This is a genomic window from Teredinibacter purpureus (assembly GCF_014217335.1).
Lineage (GTDB): Bacteria > Pseudomonadota > Gammaproteobacteria > Pseudomonadales > Cellvibrionaceae > Teredinibacter > Teredinibacter purpureus.
The window spans coordinates 3,434,975-3,452,773 of sequence record NZ_CP060092.1; the positions used below are offsets into that span (position 1 = coordinate 3,434,975).

At 43.1% G+C, this 17,799-nt stretch carries 18 protein-coding genes; 2 read left to right on the forward strand and 16 right to left on the reverse strand.

Annotated elements, in window-relative coordinates:
- Positions 1-91: 91 nt before the first annotated feature.
- The gene (locus H5647_RS14970; RefSeq protein WP_162926406.1) at positions 92-388 is read right to left on the reverse strand and encodes a hypothetical protein; all 297 of its coding nucleotides are present in this window, start codon (positions 386-388) and stop codon (positions 92-94) included.
- Between the two features lie 444 nt (positions 389-832).
- On the opposite strand from H5647_RS14970, the gene H5647_RS14975 reads away from it, so the two are divergent.
- Positions 833-2,986: a PKD domain-containing protein gene (locus H5647_RS14975; RefSeq protein ID WP_045859692.1), complete on the forward strand. Its 2,154-nt coding sequence runs from the start codon at positions 833-835 to the stop codon at positions 2,984-2,986.
- Positions 2,987-3,089: 103 nt separating this feature from the next.
- Here H5647_RS14975 and H5647_RS14980 read toward each other — a convergent pair whose 3' ends face one another.
- The 13 genes from H5647_RS14980 to H5647_RS15040 all read right to left on the reverse strand — a co-directional run bounded on the left by H5647_RS14980 (position 3,090) and on the right by H5647_RS15040 (position 15,508).
- A complete protein-coding gene (locus H5647_RS14980) occupies positions 3,090-3,335 on the reverse strand; it encodes a DUF2164 domain-containing protein (RefSeq protein ID WP_045859693.1) in 246 nt (81 codons plus the stop codon).
- A gap of 659 nt (positions 3,336-3,994) precedes the next feature.
- Positions 3,995-4,900, reverse strand: a complete 906-nt coding sequence (locus tag H5647_RS14985; protein ID WP_162926407.1) for a sterol desaturase family protein — start codon at positions 4,898-4,900, stop codon at positions 3,995-3,997.
- Between the two features lie 320 nt (positions 4,901-5,220).
- Positions 5,221-5,766, reverse strand: coding sequence for a ParA family protein (locus H5647_RS14990; RefSeq protein ID WP_082087076.1), 546 nt, complete (start codon positions 5,764-5,766; stop codon positions 5,221-5,223).
- A gap of 212 nt (positions 5,767-5,978) precedes the next feature.
- Positions 5,979-6,536, reverse strand: a complete 558-nt coding sequence (locus H5647_RS14995; RefSeq protein WP_045859695.1) for a recombinase family protein — start codon at positions 6,534-6,536, stop codon at positions 5,979-5,981.
- A gap of 204 nt (positions 6,537-6,740) precedes the next feature.
- Positions 6,741-8,003 carry an ATP-binding domain-containing protein gene (locus H5647_RS15000; RefSeq protein WP_045859696.1) on the reverse strand — a complete coding sequence of 421 codons (1,263 nt, stop codon included), beginning with the start codon at positions 8,001-8,003 and terminating at the stop codon, positions 6,741-6,743.
- Entirely contained in the window at positions 8,000-9,787 is a 1,788-nt protein-coding gene (locus tag H5647_RS15005) for an ATP-dependent nuclease (protein WP_045859697.1), read from the reverse strand. Before H5647_RS15005 ends, H5647_RS15000 begins: the two co-directional genes overlap by 4 nt.
- Before the next feature lie 74 nt (positions 9,788-9,861).
- The gene (locus H5647_RS15010) at positions 9,862-10,557 is read right to left on the reverse strand and encodes a hypothetical protein (protein ID WP_162926408.1); all 696 of its coding nucleotides are present in this window, start codon (positions 10,555-10,557) and stop codon (positions 9,862-9,864) included.
- A 150-nt stretch (positions 10,558-10,707) separates the two neighbouring features.
- Positions 10,708-10,965: a hypothetical protein gene (locus tag H5647_RS15015; protein ID WP_045859699.1), complete on the reverse strand. Its 258-nt coding sequence runs from the start codon at positions 10,963-10,965 to the stop codon at positions 10,708-10,710.
- Between the two features lie 16 nt (positions 10,966-10,981).
- Complete coding sequence (locus H5647_RS15020) at positions 10,982-12,373, reverse strand: MvaI/BcnI family restriction endonuclease (protein WP_045859700.1); 1,392 nt, start codon at positions 12,371-12,373, stop codon at positions 10,982-10,984.
- Complete coding sequence (locus tag H5647_RS15025) at positions 12,348-12,830, reverse strand: very short patch repair endonuclease (protein WP_045859701.1); 483 nt, start codon at positions 12,828-12,830, stop codon at positions 12,348-12,350. Before H5647_RS15025 ends, H5647_RS15020 begins: the two co-directional genes overlap by 26 nt.
- Complete coding sequence (dcm, locus tag H5647_RS15030) at positions 12,830-14,173, reverse strand: DNA (cytosine-5-)-methyltransferase (protein ID WP_045859702.1); 1,344 nt, start codon at positions 14,171-14,173, stop codon at positions 12,830-12,832. The genes H5647_RS15025 and dcm overlap by 1 nt, the downstream gene beginning before the upstream one ends.
- A 188-nt stretch (positions 14,174-14,361) precedes the next feature.
- Positions 14,362-14,697, reverse strand: a complete 336-nt coding sequence (locus tag H5647_RS15035) for a hypothetical protein (RefSeq protein ID WP_162926409.1) — start codon at positions 14,695-14,697, stop codon at positions 14,362-14,364.
- Complete coding sequence (locus H5647_RS15040; protein ID WP_045859703.1) at positions 14,672-15,508, reverse strand: hypothetical protein; 837 nt, start codon at positions 15,506-15,508, stop codon at positions 14,672-14,674. Before H5647_RS15040 ends, H5647_RS15035 begins: the two co-directional genes overlap by 26 nt.
- 131 nt (positions 15,509-15,639) lie before the next feature.
- Between H5647_RS15040 and H5647_RS15045 the strand changes: the two genes are divergently transcribed.
- Positions 15,640-15,894 (forward strand): helix-turn-helix domain-containing protein, encoded by a 255-nt coding sequence (locus H5647_RS15045; RefSeq protein WP_052692096.1) that lies wholly within the window; start codon positions 15,640-15,642, stop codon positions 15,892-15,894.
- A 145-nt stretch (positions 15,895-16,039) separates the two neighbouring features.
- Here H5647_RS15045 and H5647_RS15050 read toward each other — a convergent pair whose 3' ends face one another.
- Together H5647_RS15050 and H5647_RS15055 are read right to left on the reverse strand one after the other, a co-directional pair.
- Positions 16,040-16,495: a zincin-like metallopeptidase domain-containing protein gene (locus tag H5647_RS15050; RefSeq protein ID WP_052692097.1), complete on the reverse strand. Its 456-nt coding sequence runs from the start codon at positions 16,493-16,495 to the stop codon at positions 16,040-16,042.
- A gap of 58 nt (positions 16,496-16,553) precedes the next feature.
- Positions 16,554-17,767 (reverse strand): IS3 family transposase gene (locus H5647_RS15055; protein ID WP_236074918.1). Its coding sequence is split into 2 segments (ribosomal slippage): positions 16,554-17,518 and positions 17,518-17,767, totalling 1,215 coding nucleotides; the frame shifts between segments, so codons are not numbered across the junction.
- Positions 17,768-17,799 lie beyond the last annotated feature (32 nt).

The window sequence follows — 17,799 nt, forward strand, 5'->3', positions numbered from 1 at the left end:
GCAGACACCACCTAATCGCTAAAATTCAATAACAATAGCGTGGTGTTAACTCACAAAAACAGACCATAAACCTGTTAACACTATTTATTATTTAAACATAAAATGAGTGCGCTAGGCACGGTAATACCTGCCTTGCTATAGCGTGCCGATAACGCGCAGGCTTAACGCCCGGCAGGCCAGTTAACTTGAGAAATCTTTCGGGTGTTACACGAATACTAAAACGCCACTTTTTAGGGTTACTAACGTTATAATAAGCATACTTTTTTCCCGATACTGAAAATAACACAATATTGGACGATGCTCCCTGTTCATTTTCGATTACCCCAAGGAATGACCCACATAATGGCCTAACGTATTGAATATCCATACAAACCAAAACCTCACTCATTACCATTACGTCTAAAAAAAGACAAATTCTACTACCGCTATTGTTCAGCCAAGTAAATTATTTCAGAAAATTAAATACAACAACATTACACCAAAACCATACTTTCTCTACGTAAAAAAAACGCGCACCCCAAAATATTTTATTCTGAATAAGATGACGCGAACGACACATAAACGACGCCACTTTTATTCATTAACATTTCTCATCATTACATCCATAAAAATATAAAACGAAATTACGACAAACAAATTAATCCCCATTAAATATCGTGAATTCCTTCTCAAAACATATTAGCCATTAACTTTTTCTCTACATAGAGAGGTATAGTCCGTACTTTGCGCAAAGATAATTGCATGTCTTCGCGTGATATTTGAAATTAACTCTAGCAAGAAATAGAAACGTTTTATGCCGCCAAACAAACACTTTTAATAAGAGGGACACATCATGCATTATGGAAAAATTTCGTTTTTGTTAAAGACACTTTTCGCCGTGTTACTCGCCATAGGCATCCACTCCAACACTGCCTATGCCGGTGAAAACTTTACTTGTCAGTTTGTCGTTTCGTCGGAATGGGATACTGGCGCTACAGCGTCTATCGTCATTACTAACCACAGTAATCAGACCGCCGCGTGGTCCCAGCTTACAGCAGATTTCGGTACCAGTAATGGTGTCGCCGTGAGTAACGCATGGAACGCTCAGTCCAGCGGAAGCCCCATACTCACACTAAGCCCCTATGGCTGGAACAGTCAACTACAGGCAGGTGCAAGTGCCGAAATCGGGCTTCAATTAAGCAAGCCCAGTGGGGCTGTCATTGAACCACCCTTTTTAAGCGGTGACTGCGCGAGCGAAGACGGCGAAAATACGTACCCTACCGCCAGCTTTAGCTGCGAAAACGATCAAATCAATTTCGAACTCTCTACCGAGACAGGCTACATTGCCACAATCGAAGAATTTGTTATTTGTACAAGCGACTACTCCAACAGCAATAGTGACGCAGTGAGCGTCCTTTGGGACACTGGCGATGGCTCTGCACCCCTTACGGACACCACCTTTCGGCATGCCTATACTGACTCAGGCTTAGTCACTATTACACTAACCGTAAGCGATGACGAATTCAGCGAGACCACCACTCTAGACCACATCGCAATAGGCAATGGCTTACCACCCATCTCCATCCTAGATTGTGTCGCTGAAAATGTGGATATTACCTGTGCCTTCAGCACCGAAGACCCCGACAACACCAACTTTACTTATATTCTAGAGTGGGGCGACGGTAACAACAGTCAAACCACAAGCAGCGCGACCCCTCTTACGCACCGTTATGATGAACCTGGGCGCTACGCCCTACGCCTAACCACCTATGACGGCCACCATAGGCATAGAGCGGATACAGAAATAGTGATCCACACCAACCCCTCCAGTAACGAACCGCCTGTGGCAACAATCCTATCCTGCGAAAATAGAACACGCACTTATGAACAAGGCCCATCGGGATCATCCGATTTTGTGGTTGTGTGCGATTACGAAGCCTCTGACCCCAATAACGACACACTCACTCGCACATGGGATGCCGGTGATGGTAGCGAGCTCTTTGAAGGCTACAATCCAAATTTTATGTACAGCGCGGAAGGTGTTTATACCATTACCTTGACGGTGAGCGACGGCGAATTTTCAAGCGCATCATCCATAGATCATTTCGCAGAAGGCAATGACAGTAACGGCACTGCCAGCCTAAACTGTACCAGCCAAGCAGAAACCGTCACCTGTGACGCTCACGCGAGCAATGCTGAACACAAAACACTGCACATGGATTGGGGCGATGGCAACGTAGAGCCCCTCAATAATCTCGACAGCCCCCTGACCCACGCCTATGTCGAAAGCGGTGAATACAGACTTAACCTAACAGCCACTACCATCAATACCGGCATTGCTGCGGAAACAACTGTTGCTGTCGCTATTGATGACCGCAACCTTGCCCCCATCGCGCGCTTCAGTTGTGAGAATACGGAGGTGAATTACGAAACAAACACACCAGACTACGGATGGATTGCCGACATCCACCAACAAGTAAACTGCACAAACGAATCTTCAGACCCTGACGGTGATGAATTGAGCTATTCATGGCTCGCTGGCGACGGCTCGGATGCACAGACACTCACTCATTTTAACCACGAATACGACGAATCTATTGTTTACACCATTACCCTAGTGGCTAGCGATGGCGAAGCGAGCAGCAGCTTTTCCCTCGAACATCTTGCCATTGGCAACAACCGGGAAGAAGACATACCAGCCGCCGTAGAATGCCTATATTCCATTACCAATACCTGGGGAAACAATTTCCAAGGTAGCGTACGCCTCAACAATATTAGCGACGAAAACATTGAAGGCTGGTCGGTACATTGGGAGTATAACGACGGCTCCAGCATAGAAAGCCTTTGGGGTGGCGAACTGAACACAGACAATGGTTACACCGTAACGCCCTTTAGTTGGAATAGCCTAATTGCCGTTAATGGCAGCATTGAAATTGGTTTTAACGGCAACAACGGTGGAAACAGCCCTAGCATTCCCTCACTAGGCGGGAGCACGTGTAATCCATAAACCAAACATGTACACACAGCAATAAGTAATACGAAAAAAAACGGCCTCTCCCAAGGTGAGGCCGTTTTTTGTTCGTTACCTTGCAACTGCTAGCCGATAAATACTATATTGTCGGTTGTTCTAATTCTTGGATTAAATAGCTTAATTCGTCTGCTTTTTCCGTAAACAACATATGTGCGTCGAATAACCCTCGATTATAGAAAAACATCCCCACTTCTTTAGAGAAAAAATCAATCAAAAATTCCGCTTCGAAAGCTCCAATATCTTGGTCAAGCTCATCGTTAAAATACTTCTTAATTTTATGGACAATTCTATCTAACTCGTCCCGCGAAAATTTTATATCGCTCATACCCTTATCTCCACACACCTGACGCTGCTATAAAAACAATCAGATGACATCGTTTTAGTGTGTGAGTATTTTAGAATAGAATGGGTAATAATGCCCACAGGAACACTCGCCAAACTTAAGTGAAAGCCTACATTCTAACCACACTCGAAGCGATTTAATTGAGACGCCACACCCTGCCCCCCTAAAATCGAGATGAGTAAGCCTATTGCCCCCTAATATGCGCTATTCCTATCATTTGGGCGCCCTTAGGGCCATACTGCTATCACTACGCATTGACATGTCCGGCTAAATGGACGTTGACGCGCAGCCGCACGTCTTAAGCTGGCAAAAACTGGCTTTAGATTTAATGGGTTACGTCAAAAGGAATGCATTATGAGTAAAGGGCAAGACAACAAAAAAAACGTCAAGAAGAAACCGCTTTTAACGCCAAAAGAGAAAAAAGCCGCAAAGGCCGCGAAGAAATCGACAGCCAACGTTTTAGGTAATTAAGTGCGCCACTACACATTGGCCATCGATTTTATCGAAGGCCTTTATTTCGCTAATCAAAAAAACAAATAGACCAACTCGCATTTAGCCATAAAAACAGTACCCCCCTCTCAACCAGCGTCCTTGTTGCGTCCACATCTTAGTATCAAATTATGGACGGGCACTAATTATAACTAAAGCTCTTTCAATTTTTTATCTGAGAAAAAAGGAAGCGCTAATTGAGTAAGCAAGGGCAAAGGTCTACCGGAGCCATTGCCGCATTTATCAATATCAGCCTTTGCAGAAAACGTACCAAAGATTCGATCCCATAAGATTACCGCGCAACCATAGTTAGTATTACTCTCATCAAAATCTAGCGAGTGATGTAACTGATGTGATTCAGCGGTAGTAAAAACCCAGCCGAAAATGCCGGAGGTTAGCGGCAAGTTAACATGGTTCATATGAACTGTCGTGACCTTAAACATAACAGCTACCGCAACAACTTCCGGGCTCGCGCCTAAAAAGCTGAAGATCACCGCCATGCCTATATTCAAGCCTAAAAATTCTAATGGATGTGTTCGATCTGTACGGCCAACACTCATCTTTGAAATATGATGATGCGTTGCGTGCATTCGCCAGAAAAACAAAAAGCGATGCTGCAAACGATGAACCCAATAGGTAATAAACTCCGCCGCTAAAATTGCGATTAGAGCCATACCGACTAGACCTGCAAAGCTGTTGGCTGCTAAGGCGAAGGTTAGCCCAATTGATTCTCGCATAGAAGCAAACAGGGCCTCGATATTCGCATCGTAGTACACACTATAAAAAGGCACCCAAAACAGGTAGGTTGCAAGAACCCAAAAGGTGTCGCGGCCCAATTCTCGCCACTCAAGTTTCCAGTCTACACGGCGTGGGGCAAGCCACTCAGCCAGCAGCAAGGCCGGAAATGACAACCACAAGACCCAAGTAAAAAGCTGCCAAGGATCAACCCAAGCATGCAAGCAAGCACTTGCGCTCAGCAAGGTAAACCCGAGTACATAAATTGGCTGGGGCAATGACCTTAGCGTGGCACTTAGAGTTTGAGGAAAAGGCGCAGGCATAAGCGTATCCTTGAAAAATAAATGGTGTTTGATTGCGTAAAGCGCAAGAGCTCTGAACGCCACAGGGTCCGGCACTATTGAGCTGCCATAGTACCTGTGGCGCTTTTACTTTGCGTAACTTTAGGGTAATCATTAGCTAATAAATAGATAAATCGCTTCGACCGAACACCCAAAGAGCTTACAGGACCTTAATTAACCGCAAATTTTTATCCAGAGCTTGTCAAATCGACCCTGAAATTCTGGGTGCTTTGAGCAGCCATGCATAGCCAGATAGCAGTCGATGAATACTTCTTGAACGTTGTTTTCAGCCGCCTTTAAAGTTAGCTATCTTGCGCTCGACGATAAGCAACACGCTCTGACAACGAAGAATTAATCGCAAAGTAACCCGCCATTGAAATGTAGTTTCTAGCTTCTTCAATTTCTGGTAACGAGTCACCCACACGACAAAATACAATAATAATCTGTTTATGCTGAATGCCGTTTTTTACTAACTCATGTGCCAGCCTGACGGTTGGCTCTAAGTCATCCGATGATATTCCAGTAGGCAGAATGAGCAGGTCTGAGTGCTTGGCAATAGACAAGGTTTCTTTGCTGGCGGCAGGCGCACCATCAAATATAAGGAGGTGAAAGTCACCTTTGTTATAATCTGATACTGCGTCATTTACGCTTCTGTATTGCTCTACCTTAACGATGGGTTCAACTTGATGCTCATTTCTCAGCATATTCCAGCGAGTGGATGTGCCTTGCTTTGAGTCCATATCGGCAATTTTAACCATCCAGCTATTAATTGCGTATTCTCGTGCAATCAGTCTGGTTAACGTGCTTTTACCAACGCCACCTTTTTGGGAAACTATTCCAATTATCATATTACCTCTCGATGAAGAATGCGTTACTTCCGTTCATCGCGTTAAATAACGAATGCGTTATAAAGTAAATAAAAATATTGATGCCTTCTGAAACTTCAGGTTGATTGCCAAGCATTGATGAATAATCACCGCACCAACCAACGGCGCGTTAATGTGTTAAAGTGTTAAAGTGTTAAAGTGTTAAAGTGTTAAAGTGTTAATTGACGCAGGTTTTAATACTTCTTTAGATACTGATAGAGTGTTTCACGGCTAATACCCATGGCTTTAGCAATTTCCGTTTTTGTATCGCCAGATTCAATACGGATTTTTATTTCATCAATTTTATCTTCGGAAAGTTTTTTCTTCCGGCCACGATACGCGCCTCGTTTTTTAGCAAGAGCAATACCTTCTTTCTGTCGCTCTTTAAGTAGAGCGCGCTCAAACTCTGCGAATGATCCCATAACCGATAGCATCAATATCGCCATAGGGCTGTCTTCACCGCTAAACGTTAAACCTTCCTTGACAAATTCGATGCGAATTTCTTTTGATGTTAAAGTCGTAACAAGTTGCCGAAGATCGAACAGATTTCTCGCAAGGCGATCCATACTGTGAACCACGAGCGTATCGCCTTCACGAATAAAAGATAGCAAAGCATTAAGTTCGGGGCGATTAGTATCTTTTGCGGAGGCTTTGTCAGTGAAGGTGCGATCAAGCTCAATGCCTTCAAGCTGGCGTTCAGGATTTTGGTCTGCGGAGCTGACTCTGATATATCCGATGCGTTGACCTGTCATAGAAACCTGTAAATCTGATTAAGTGTCAGATTAATCTCTATGACCTCTTGAGGAAAACGTCAATTAAATAATGAATCAACTCTATTCTGACAGATTTATATTATCTGCCTGACATCAGGTTAGGGTATACCCAATATAGACATGTAAGAGTAAAAAATATTAACTGCTATTCATACCCCTGTTAAAACCTATAGTGCCGGTTGTTTATACAAAAGGAGCGGATTTTAGAGATTTTTCGGATTGAACCAGAACTAAACACTTCCCTTTTGAGCGTGTTACCGCGTTATACAACAGCCTCCTTTTTTGCTCATCTGAACCTTGTGTTGAAGCAGGCCATAGAATTATTACATTATCAAATTCTCTATTTTTTGCTCCGTGTATTGTCATTGCCCTTATTCCTGATTCGTTTGATTTCATTCTTCTCTTCTTGTTAGCAAAGCACGTTCGAATGAGGCTTACTAATTCCTCACTGGTCACAGCAGTACATCCTACGCAACGAATTTGTTTTTCGACCCATAAGCTGACGATTTTGTTAATGGAAAGATCACCACCAAAAGAAACTATTTTTGCGACATCATTTATTGAGATTTTACTGGGCATTTGAAGTTTTGATAGAAACCCGGATATACGTATTTTTTCCGAATTTTCATAATTTATTTTATATGGCCCGTTTTTTTTTGAGGTTGTTTTCGAATTTACCCATTCGATAACATTGTTTAAGTAATTCCCGCTAACTGGACTTATTATTGCTATAGATTTCCCTTTTCCATACCAGCCAATATCATTACTTACCCAACTTCCGGCCAGTCCAGGCTTATAGCCAGGAGAAACTTTAAATTTGTTTCCGGAAATGGGGGGATTCCCTTCTCTAATTGAATTAGCTGCGCCGATCAGATCTTGGTTGTTCGTTCTTTTTTGTATTGTTAGTTCGGTAACATCACTAAGTGTATCAATCCATTCACATGCTGGATTAGGTCTTAGATTTTCGTTTAGGCATTGAAATTCATCCGCGGCCACAAATAGTTTAACGTGTGGGGATAGCGCTTGAAAGATAGCCAATCTTTCTATGGTCAAATCTTGTGCTTCATCGAGGAGAATACAAGGAAAAGTTTTTGCTACCCACTTTGCAATAAAATCATGTTGTAATAGTAAACTAGCTGCGTAACAAACCTTTTCATATTCATCATGAGTAACTGTTTGCATTCCTAGATCTGTAACAAGGGTTCTCCATCGTCCAATTATTCGCCAAGCAAAACTATCAATCGTAGAGCATTCAAATCTCCGTTTGACGGTATTAATCTGAACGAGTTTATCTTCTAACCTTCGTCGAGAACCATGCATGAACGTAAGGGCTAGAATTTTTTGGTGAGGTTCTAATGGCTCATCAATCAGAGCGATTTCAAGTGCTTCCATTAGATGATATGTCTTTCCACATCCAGCTCCACCTATAAATGCTTTTACACTCATTGTTTAAAAACCCAGATTCCACTTTCGTCCTGAAGGAAATGATCATTTACCTCATTATTGCACGCATGGGCTATCGAGCTAAATAAATTACTCGCATGTTTTCGACAATCCTCATTGTTCGCAATTACATCCGCTACATGCTCATAAAAAATAAGATCCATTTTTTTAGCTTTTAAGTGGATAATAACCTCGTCAATTGAATCAAATTTTTCTCCAGATAGTTCGTTCAAACTAGCTAGTATAACTTCTGGTGATGCTTTTAAAATCCAGCCGATAGTATCTTCAATCATTGCTCCTTGCTGCCACGATAAAATGGAATTTGGGCGAGGATTACTAGCCAATACAGATTTAGCATAACGTTGTCCGTCAACATCACCATCTACTAAGCAACATACACCTTGATGAATATCTTTAAGTATTTCATAAGTTTCAACAACTTTAGCATCTTCTGTGGGAACTATTCCAACGTTTAAGTTAAACGGTTTTTTCATCGTTGTTATCCAGCCTTCATTTATCAACAAAGGTCGAATAATTATATTGAGTAAGTAATACTCTGTTTTTCCTTCTGGAATCAGAACAAAGGGATGCATTAGTGCAGATATTACTTCAGCTCGACTTTGTTGAAAAAACTTTCGCATCCAATTTGGAGAGTTGCTATTAAGTGGTTTCTTCAATAATTGTTCTGACTTTAGTTCTCCACCAATATTACGTAATAGAATCACTGAAGTTGGATCTGCCATCGATGCAATTGTTGGTGAATGCGTAGTTACAAATGTTTGTGATGATAATGATTGTAATCTATGAACAATTTGTTGTTGTGTTGAGGGTGGAAGGTGAAGTTCAGGTTCTTCAAGAGCCATGGTGAACTCTTCGCCAGATTCGGTTCGAACACGGCCTAATTCAAGCAGGAGAAGGAGACCCTGAAGTGAAATTAGTCCACTCCCTTGACGTGCGCTAGGTATGCAAAGCCCGTCTTCAGTAGAAAAATGTGCAGAAACAACATCCATTACCGATTTGCTATCAGTATTGGTTAATCTAAGTTTGAGCGAAGGCGAACTAGGAATGCATCTGCCAATTTCAGCATTGACATTATTAATTAGTGGCGAAATATTTGGATCTTGGTCTATGGCTAATTCTGGATTTCTAAGCCTATCCCGTTCAGCCAGAATCGATTCAAATGGTTGCGCCGCAGTAGTGTTTATTGTACGTCTAAATAATTCACTTCCCCATGAGAGAATTTTATCCCAAGTTCTATTAGTCCTGATCAAGAAGAACCCTAATTCTCTAATTAGTTGTGATGGCACTACTGTTTGGGAGTCATTGACAAATGGATCAATAGGATCAGAGTGATCGTGAAAATACCGCAAAAATTCAACAGACATTGATGTGTAATCAAAATATGCTTGCGCAGCAATTTGACAGCATAATTTCCACTCTTCATTATCAGGGGTAGAGTGAATGTCACCATTAGTTAAATCTAGCCATTTAGGTATAGCTCTTCCATCTCTAAACCAATGATCGTTTTGGTCTAAGTCATTGCCAGGAAAATCTATTATTGTAGCTATCAACTTGATCCGATCAGCCGGTTGAGGGGTCGAGCCAAAGAAATCATGTTCAGTTAAGTCCCTGATTAATTTGTCTCTACCGAGCAATAATGTCAATGCTTCGATAACGGTTGTTTTTCCGGTGTTATTAGCGCCAATTAGAACAGGATGCTCGCCAAAAACAATTTCACCATTACGAACACCTCTAAAGTTCTTTATTTCTAATTTATATATTTTCACATTGAAACCTTATCTAGTATTTTAGAGAAACGTAATAAATGCCAAAATATTCATAATTGATTTATATTCTCTCGTTAACGACTTATCGGGATGGGAATACAAGTGGTATCATCGAATTCATCTCCTGATATTACTGCTTGCAGACGCAAATTTTTATTGAAACTACCCGAATTATTTCCTGCTGTGAAGATAAATCCTATGAAGTCACTAACCTCCAGTTGTTTGGATATTAGCGTTACTCCATTTGCTGGAATTCCGCTTTCATTAAATAGTTGTTCAATATTTGGTTTTTCGGGATAGTCGGAAGAGTCCCAAATGGTATGCACGTAGCTAATGTTGTTCTTATTACAATATTCAAAATTGGTTAAGTGACTTAAATCCAGTCCGTAGCAGTGTGCAGTTTCATCTCGCTGGTATTGAAGGTTTTCATCTACATACCTGAACAGTGCCTCACCGTAGGCCATGTTTGAATTTCTGCATGATTGAAGAATATTCAGCAATAGGCTTTTTGTAACGTGCTTTCCTACAATAAGAAAGCAGCCTCCAGGGCAGGGAGTTTTTCTTTTGAATTCATGGAATATTATTTGCGAGTCTGTAATTTCAATGGCGTCCACATCAAGCGGCCATACCTCCTTAAGGCCTATGTTCATTAATAGGCGCTGGATAAGGAGTTTCTTCCTATACACATCGCTTGCATTTTTCAGCCAGTACTCCGTGAATGGATTCGGGTGTTCGCTCTTTCGTGACAGGTTTTCAGCTTCATCATTCATTCCCTTGATGTCACAAATATTTTGAGTACTATCGACTTTTCTCTGTACCAGGGAACTGCCGTTATGCACTATTTCATGGAGAATGAAATAGTGGTTTTCGTCAAGACTTATGCTGAAAAATCGTGATTTACTGTCTATATTCTGGAGACGTTATACGATCTCTCTATCAGTTGAGCGTGCTGTTTCGTCGTCATTGTCAAAAGCTTTAAACCAATGCCTGTTTTGCCCTTGTTCCACATAACACCATCCAGTAGTTGTGTCGCCTTTTGAAATTCCGGGAAGGATTTCATTCTCGAAATACAACTCTGTTACGTAGGCATCCCGTCTTTTACTGCTCCTTTGATTGGTGGCATTGCAATCCACGTAATCGAGCATTTTAATTATATTTTCCCTGGAAAAATCCGCCATTCTGTTGCTGTCCCTGCTATACGGCTACGTCTACAAAATCATATGACTTATACAATGTATCAAGGTGTTTGTGGTTTACCCTGAATTGACTGCGGCGTTTTATTTTGGGTTTTTCCGTCGAAGCATGTTCAACTTTAATGCCAGGGTCATAATAAACAGTTCCCAAATGCATGGCAGATAAAATCATTTCAAAATTAGTCCCTGTTCCCAGCTCCACATCCTTGCCGTAGTGATATTGGTGAACCCCGGCTACTGTGCGCCTCATGCATGGAATATAAACAGCTTGTGAGTGTTTACGTTTCCAGTGATCCATAATCTTGGCAAAGCTCCAGCTCGCTGTTACTTCTCCTTTGTTATCCAGTAAGGCAATTGCACCGGAAGCATCCGTGATAGAAGACGTTTCTGCATCAAAACCGACAAGCTCCATCCTCAAGTTAGTCAGATTCTGTACTTGCCCTACAAGATGCTTGCCACCAAAATTAATACGATCTTCCTTACCGCTCTTATCGGGATAGCCATAGGCTTTAACAAATTCTATAGCGCCAGCCGTTGTGTAATAACCTCCATTAGGTTCCGGGGTCATCAGTGTTGTGGGCTTTGAGCCTGTCGTCGGGAATTTTGTAACACCAAATTGCTTCACTTCCCAACCCAGATAGTCCGGTTCGGCGATACCGTTAGGGGAAACCCCCAACATGGCCTCAAGCGTATATCCACCGCCATTAGGTGCTTTATAGGGTTCAAAAATCATATCCGAGGTGAGCTTTTGGCTGGGTATCCAGCCCATCTGGTGAATTTCCATTAATTTGCTAATAAGCGCATCTCTGGTAGATACCTTCGGAGCTGTATGCAGTACATCCAGTTTCCAGATTTTCGGGCTGACTTCTATATAATCTGCTTTGCCCAGCTCTATTGAAAGGGTACTTTCCGGCGTTGCCAGATAGGCGTATATTTTTTCATCTTTTGCTACACCGAGAATGAGCCACCTGCCTTCACTTCGCCCCTGTTTTTCAGGAGCCATCCATTTACTGGCATCAACTTTTGAGCCACGCAAAAAACCTGAAAAACGAACTTCAGGGTATTGAGGGTAGTAAATAAGTTTGGAATGAGGGGCGGGGTAGACTGTGCCTTCAGCATCAACCCATGACAAATCAAGGGAGGCCTGATATTTAATTCTGGTTTTGGAATTTTTCTTTGAATCGGTAGCGGATGCTGTAATCTCACCCGTGGGGATAAAAGGTAGATCCGTTAAATGACCACCAAGATAGGGCTGGTTTTTACTGTTGTCATTCGGAGCAAGCTGTTTTACATAAATGTCTGATACGCCCAGATTCTGCATGATTCGTGTGACATTATCCAGACTAATTCCCTGTGCTGATGGGGTGTCATAAGTTCCCTGATCCGATACCATTAACGCTACCTTCCGAAATTTCACCATTATTGTTATCAGTCAACAACCAGTGTTCGATATTATCAAGCACTTTCTCGACCTCCTGTTCTTTTTTGCCTTTTATTGCGCATTCCCATACGATCAATATACGCCAGCCAGCATCTGCTAATTGCCGAGAATGACGCTCATCACGCTGTATATTCCCCGTAATCTTATCACGCCAGAACTCTGTATTGCTTTTAGGCCACTTGAAAAGCCTGCAATTATGCCTGTGCCAGAAGCATCCATGCACAAAAATAACGGCATGATAGCGAGGTAAAACAAGATCAGGTTTTCCAGGAAGTTGCTTTAAATGCAGGCGATAGCGAAAACCTCGCCTGAAAAGTCCTTTTCGTACGACCATTTCAGGCCTGGTATTCTTCCCCTTAATGCCAGACATCATTCGACTGCGCATTTCAGGGGAAACAATATCGCTCATCAGGCTGCCTGACGACGCTTGCCTGTTTTTCTTGTGGTGGTTTGAGGGGCTGAGGCCTTAACCGGCTTATTATCTGCTTTTGCGCTCAGAATATAAGGCTTCATCAGCTTGGCGACTGATTCAAATACAGGTACAACAACGCTGTTTCCAAATTGCTTGTAGGCTTGAGTATCTGATACAGGAATGATGAATTTACTTTCTCCTGGTTTGTCAAAACCCATAAGCCTCGCGCATTCGTGTGGAGTTAGTCTGCGCGGTCGTCGTCTTGCTCCACGATCAATCAATACTTCCGAGCCATCTTTATAATATCTGGCAGACAATGTGCGAGTAGACCTGTCTTCCGCTGTTACTTTCCCGAAGCCAAAGCCGTTACCTGCTTTCTTGTGTTTATCTGCATAGGCCTTTAAATATTTCCAAAGGTTAGGCGTAAGGATGTATTTATCATCAACTTCATTTTCAGGTTCAAGAATGTCGCCCACTTTGGGTTCATTCTTGGGGAAGAAATTGCTTATATCTCTGAGGGTGAGGCCTTTAATGTTCAAATCCCGTCTGAACGCGACTATGACAATCCTCTCTCTGTTTTGCGGAACAAAATTCTTGCCATTGATAATTTTTGGATCGGCACCTGATTCATCATAATTACGATCAACTACATCATAACCAAGTTCATCAAGAGTCTTCATAATGACTTTGAACGTCTTGCCCTTGTCATGGCTTTTAAGGTTTTTTACGTTTTCAAGCATTATCGCCAGTGGGCGCTTTGCATCAATGATTCTTGCTACGTCAAAGAATAATGTGCCTTGCGTTTCATCTTCAAATCCATGCGCTCTGCCTAATGAATTCTTCTTCGATACCCCTGCAATAGAAAAAGGCTGGCATGGAAAGCCTGCCAGGAGTACATCGTGATCAGGGATCGATTTCTGAATGTGATTGTAAACCTGCTGCTTGGTCATACCCTCTGGCTGGGTAATTTCCTTAATGTCGCCATGTACATCATGGTCACAGTGGTAATTAGCCAGGTAGGTTTTTACGGCATATTTATCATACTCACTGGTAAAGACGCATTTACCGCCTGCCGACTCAAAACCGTACCGGATACCACCAATACCTGCGAACAGGTCAATAAAAGTGAATTCTTCTTTTTTTGTAGAGGGTGAGGGAAGCATTTTTTCAAGTGAAATGCGCTCATTATAGGTAAGCCAACTTTGATCCTGTTGCCTGGAACGTTCTTTAATCCAGCGGTTTACCACTTCTCTGGGGTGGTTTATTTTATCGGCAATGGCTTGCTGGGAGTAGATGGAAGAAAGTCTGGTTAATAGGTCAAAGTCACTCGGATTTTGCATGCGATTTCCATCAGTAATAATTTGGGAGTTATTTGTGATGCATAGTCACAGATATGTCCCTTTTTTGTCAACCGATATTGACAGATTATAACTAAAAAAACTGTATATAAAAACAGGTGTATTGGCTTGGTCACACTGCTTTAACCATAACGGCCTTTCTTTGATCCGTGCCAGGGATTTACAGTGTTCTATATGAGGTTAGTTTTTAGCTTTCTTTGATTCATAAATACCCATCGCGCCATCATTTCCATATAGTGGAGCTGGTCGTCGTCGCTCAGGGCGAAGTAATGTGCGTGGTCAGTGGTTAGTTCGGACAATATTTTTAGGACGGGTGGGTTTTCAGACAGGACGCGGATATAGAGGCAAATGCCGACTACATAGAATTCAACAAACAGCGCTATTTCTTCATAGGTGCAGCAATGCTCCTTGAAGAAATAGCGCGGTACAGGGGTTTCCCGTCCAGCAGCGCAGCAGGCGCACGGACAGGACACTTGCCGCTTACTCTTGCCAATCAGCAAGGTCATAGTTGCAGTCTGGCAGAAAGACGATTTTATCCCTGACAAGATCATCGCCTAGATAAGCGGCAAGTCCTTCGGTAGATAGCTCATCTGAACCCGTCACACGGGTGAAGAATGCACCTACTTCGCCAGTCTGAATGAAGTTTGAACAAATAATGCCTCTGTCTACATCTACCAGTGCTTCAAAGGTGGCATTAAATGGATTCGAGATATACAGCCTTACATCGCCCTCTGTATCAGTAGTGGCTTTCAGGTTGAAGCTCTGGTCGCCTGCACTGTCAGTAACGATGCTGTCTGCAAGCTGGGTAATGCTTACAAACTCCATATAGGTAGGTTGCCAGTCTTCCGATATATCGGCAGCTTGAATCCCATCGGTATCACACTGGCGGAAGGTGATGGCGTCGGAGGTAATATCACCTTTCACGCTGGTGGTGTACTCAAAGTACCCTGCGTACTGGAGGCATACGATGCCATCTTCTTCCAGATACAAGGCAGGAAAAATTGAGGCATCAATGTCGTAGTCGCTTGCCCCTGCAATGTCTTCGCCTTCTTCATTCTCAAAGTAGAAGTAGATTTTCTCATCGCCGTTGATGTCGAGCTGGCGGGTGGCGGTAATGGCGTGACCGCTCACGATGGCAAGGGCTACATCCCCCTCAAAGGCAGGCATGAAGCCTGTAAATGCTGTGGGGGTAAAGGTAGGCGTTGGATCAGGTGTAGGGTCTGGCGTTGGCGTGGGGTTAGTAGAACCGCCTCCACCACTTCCACAGCCTCCGAGTAAGGCACTTAGTGCCACAGTTGCAGCAATTAATACGCGCATAGCAGTTTCTCCAATGGTCTAGTCATAGTTATGAAATGCGGCTCAGAAAGTCCGCGCAAACAGTAGCGTGCTATAGCACGTAACTATTCTCTTTTTGTTTAGGCACCGAACATTTAGGGGGAAATGACGCTATGACAGACGTGAAAACGGTATTTGGGGAAACGCTCAGAAGACATCGAACGAAAAGTAACCGCTCGCAGCAGGATGTTGCCACGCGCTGCGATATGTCTTTCCGTTACTATCAAGAATTAGAGGCTGGAACGAAGCAACCAACGATAACGACCCTGTTTAAGTTGGCTGATAGCCTAGAAGAAAGTCCGGCAACGCTCATAGAGGAAGCCTATAAGACTTGGCAATCGTCCGCGAGCAAAGCGAGCGACGATTGATGCGCTTTGGCGGCAGGCATTTTCTGACGGCAAAGCGCGGCGACCTTTTAGGAAGCCCGAAGAAAGTTGCGTTTACGCGATCCTTGCCCGTGCAACTGGCTTAAATGCGCCACAACCATTTGATTGTGACGCTATTGTTCAGGAGTTATTCGCTGGCAAGTCCATGAAGAAAATCCACGGCTTTTTGTGCTTGTGAGGCGGCTTTAAATATAAACTTTTTATCGTTTTTTAATGCTTGCAACCAAGATTTAATATAGGTGGCGTGGTCATCACGTCCATGTTGTTTAATGCGAAAGTGAGAACATAAAAACGCGCTGCCTAGCTCCGCAATCAATTCTTCAAAAGCATATTTCTTTTCATCGGTAGAATGTCCGACCTGTTCACGATCTAAACGGCTCTTGCCTCCTGTCCAGTGGGTTAGCTCGTGAAGTAATACAGCGTAATAGTTTTCTGTTGCGCTTTGCCCATTATCAAAAAACAGGGTTTTTGGGGGCATGTTGATTTCATCGTGTGATGGCACAAAAGAAGCGCGGTTTTGATCTTCCTTTATCACTGCTCCAGATTGAGTAATAAACTTTTCAATCTCTGCAATGCGTTCCACTTGTTCTGGTCAAGTAAAACCGGACACCTATTTTTTATAAATTCCCTGCTAACGCGCTTCACTTGTTGGCTGCAGAATCGAAGTGTCGAACCTGCTCTGTTCGAGCAGAACCGACTCTTCCATTTTGCAGCACATACTTGGATTCTTCGTATTTTATTGGCGATAAATCTTCATTCGCCGAATGCAAACGATGTACATTGTAGTAGCGCATATATTTGCCCACGTCAGTCTTCATGTGCGCTCTTGTCGGCTGCGCAATCTTAAATATCCAATCGTGTTTAAGGCTTCCGAAGAAGCGTTCAACAACCGCATTATCCCAACAGGCACCAACGTCTCCCATACTCGCCCGCATATCGTAAGCCGCTAGAAGTTTTCGATAGCGCTTACGGGTATATTGTGAGCCTCTATCGCTATGAAAAACTAAGCCTTTAGGCGGCTGTCTTAGGTTGTAGGCCTTTATCAGGGCCTTGCTCACTAAATTAGTTGTCATGCGCTTATCAATGTACCAACCAACAATTCGACGCGAGTACAAATCCATAATAATCGCCAAATACATCCAACCTTCGCCGGTCTTCAGGTAAGTGACATCGCCCGCCCAAATTTGATCCGGCCCCACTGGGTTAAAATTCTGATTCAGCAAGTTGTCGGCTACGGCATCCGAGGTTTTGCGTTTGGTTGTCACTTTATAGGCGGTTCGCTGAGTGACCCTTAAGCCAAGCTTGCGCATCAAGTTACGAACCCGATAACGACCAATCTGAAAGCCTTCTTCGCGTAATTTCTTCATCATCTCGCGACTACCCAGGCTATTGCGACTCTGCTCGAAAAGCCACTTCATCCTACGGTGTAGGTGCAAGGTATCGCTTGTTATCACTGTGCCTGGGCGCTTAAGCCAATCGTAATAGGACGTTTTCCCAACGCCCATCACGCGACACAACATAACTACAGGAAAGCGAGGTGATTCAGTCTGAATGAAATCGTACTTTACTTCATTTCTTTCGCAAAGAAGGCACTGGCCTTTTTTAAAATCTCTTTCTCCATGCGCAGCTCTTTGTTTTCCTTGCGCAAGCGCTTAAGCTCGACTCTCTCATCCTCGGCCAGCACTTCACCTGCCTCACTAGACTCCACCTTTTCTTTCCATTTGTAGAGTATGTTGGTTGCGATACCCAACGATTTAGCGGCCTCAGGAACGGAATAGCCTTGTTCTCGAACAAGCGCAACGGCCTCTTCCTTAAACTCTTTCGGGTACTGCTTGTAAGTACGCTTCTGACTCATAATGACACCTTAATTGTTGACTAATATTGTCT

Coding starts and splice junctions, on each gene's coding strand:
- H5647_RS14970 (WP_162926406.1), bottom strand. CDS start 388: ATGAGTGAGGTTTTGGTTTGTATGGATATTCAATACGTTAGGCCATTA.
- H5647_RS14975 (WP_045859692.1), top strand. CDS start 833: ATGCATTATGGAAAAATTTCGTTTTTGTTAAAGACACTTTTCGCCGTG.
- H5647_RS14980 (WP_045859693.1), bottom strand. CDS start 3,335: ATGAGCGATATAAAATTTTCGCGGGACGAGTTAGATAGAATTGTCCAT.
- H5647_RS14985 (WP_162926407.1), bottom strand. CDS start 4,900: ATGCCTGCGCCTTTTCCTCAAACTCTAAGTGCCACGCTAAGGTCATTG.
- H5647_RS14990 (WP_082087076.1), bottom strand. CDS start 5,766: ATGATAATTGGAATAGTTTCCCAAAAAGGTGGCGTTGGTAAAAGCACG.
- H5647_RS14995 (WP_045859695.1), bottom strand. CDS start 6,536: ATGACAGGTCAACGCATCGGATATATCAGAGTCAGCTCCGCAGACCAA.
- H5647_RS15000 (WP_045859696.1), bottom strand. CDS start 8,003: ATGAGTGTAAAAGCATTTATAGGTGGAGCTGGATGTGGAAAGACATAT.
- H5647_RS15010 (WP_162926408.1), bottom strand. CDS start 10,557: ATGAATGATGAAGCTGAAAACCTGTCACGAAAGAGCGAACACCCGAAT.
- H5647_RS15015 (WP_045859699.1), bottom strand. CDS start 10,965: ATGGCGGATTTTTCCAGGGAAAATATAATTAAAATGCTCGATTACGTG.
- H5647_RS15020 (WP_045859700.1), bottom strand. CDS start 12,373: ATGGTATCGGATCAGGGAACTTATGACACCCCATCAGCACAGGGAATT.
- H5647_RS15025 (WP_045859701.1), bottom strand. CDS start 12,830: ATGAGCGATATTGTTTCCCCTGAAATGCGCAGTCGAATGATGTCTGGC.
- dcm (WP_045859702.1), bottom strand. CDS start 14,173: ATGCAAAATCCGAGTGACTTTGACCTATTAACCAGACTTTCTTCCATC.
- H5647_RS15035 (WP_162926409.1), bottom strand. CDS start 14,697: ATGACCTTGCTGATTGGCAAGAGTAAGCGGCAAGTGTCCTGTCCGTGC.
- H5647_RS15040 (WP_045859703.1), bottom strand. CDS start 15,508: ATGCGCGTATTAATTGCTGCAACTGTGGCACTAAGTGCCTTACTCGGA.
- H5647_RS15045 (WP_052692096.1), top strand. CDS start 15,640: ATGACAGACGTGAAAACGGTATTTGGGGAAACGCTCAGAAGACATCGA.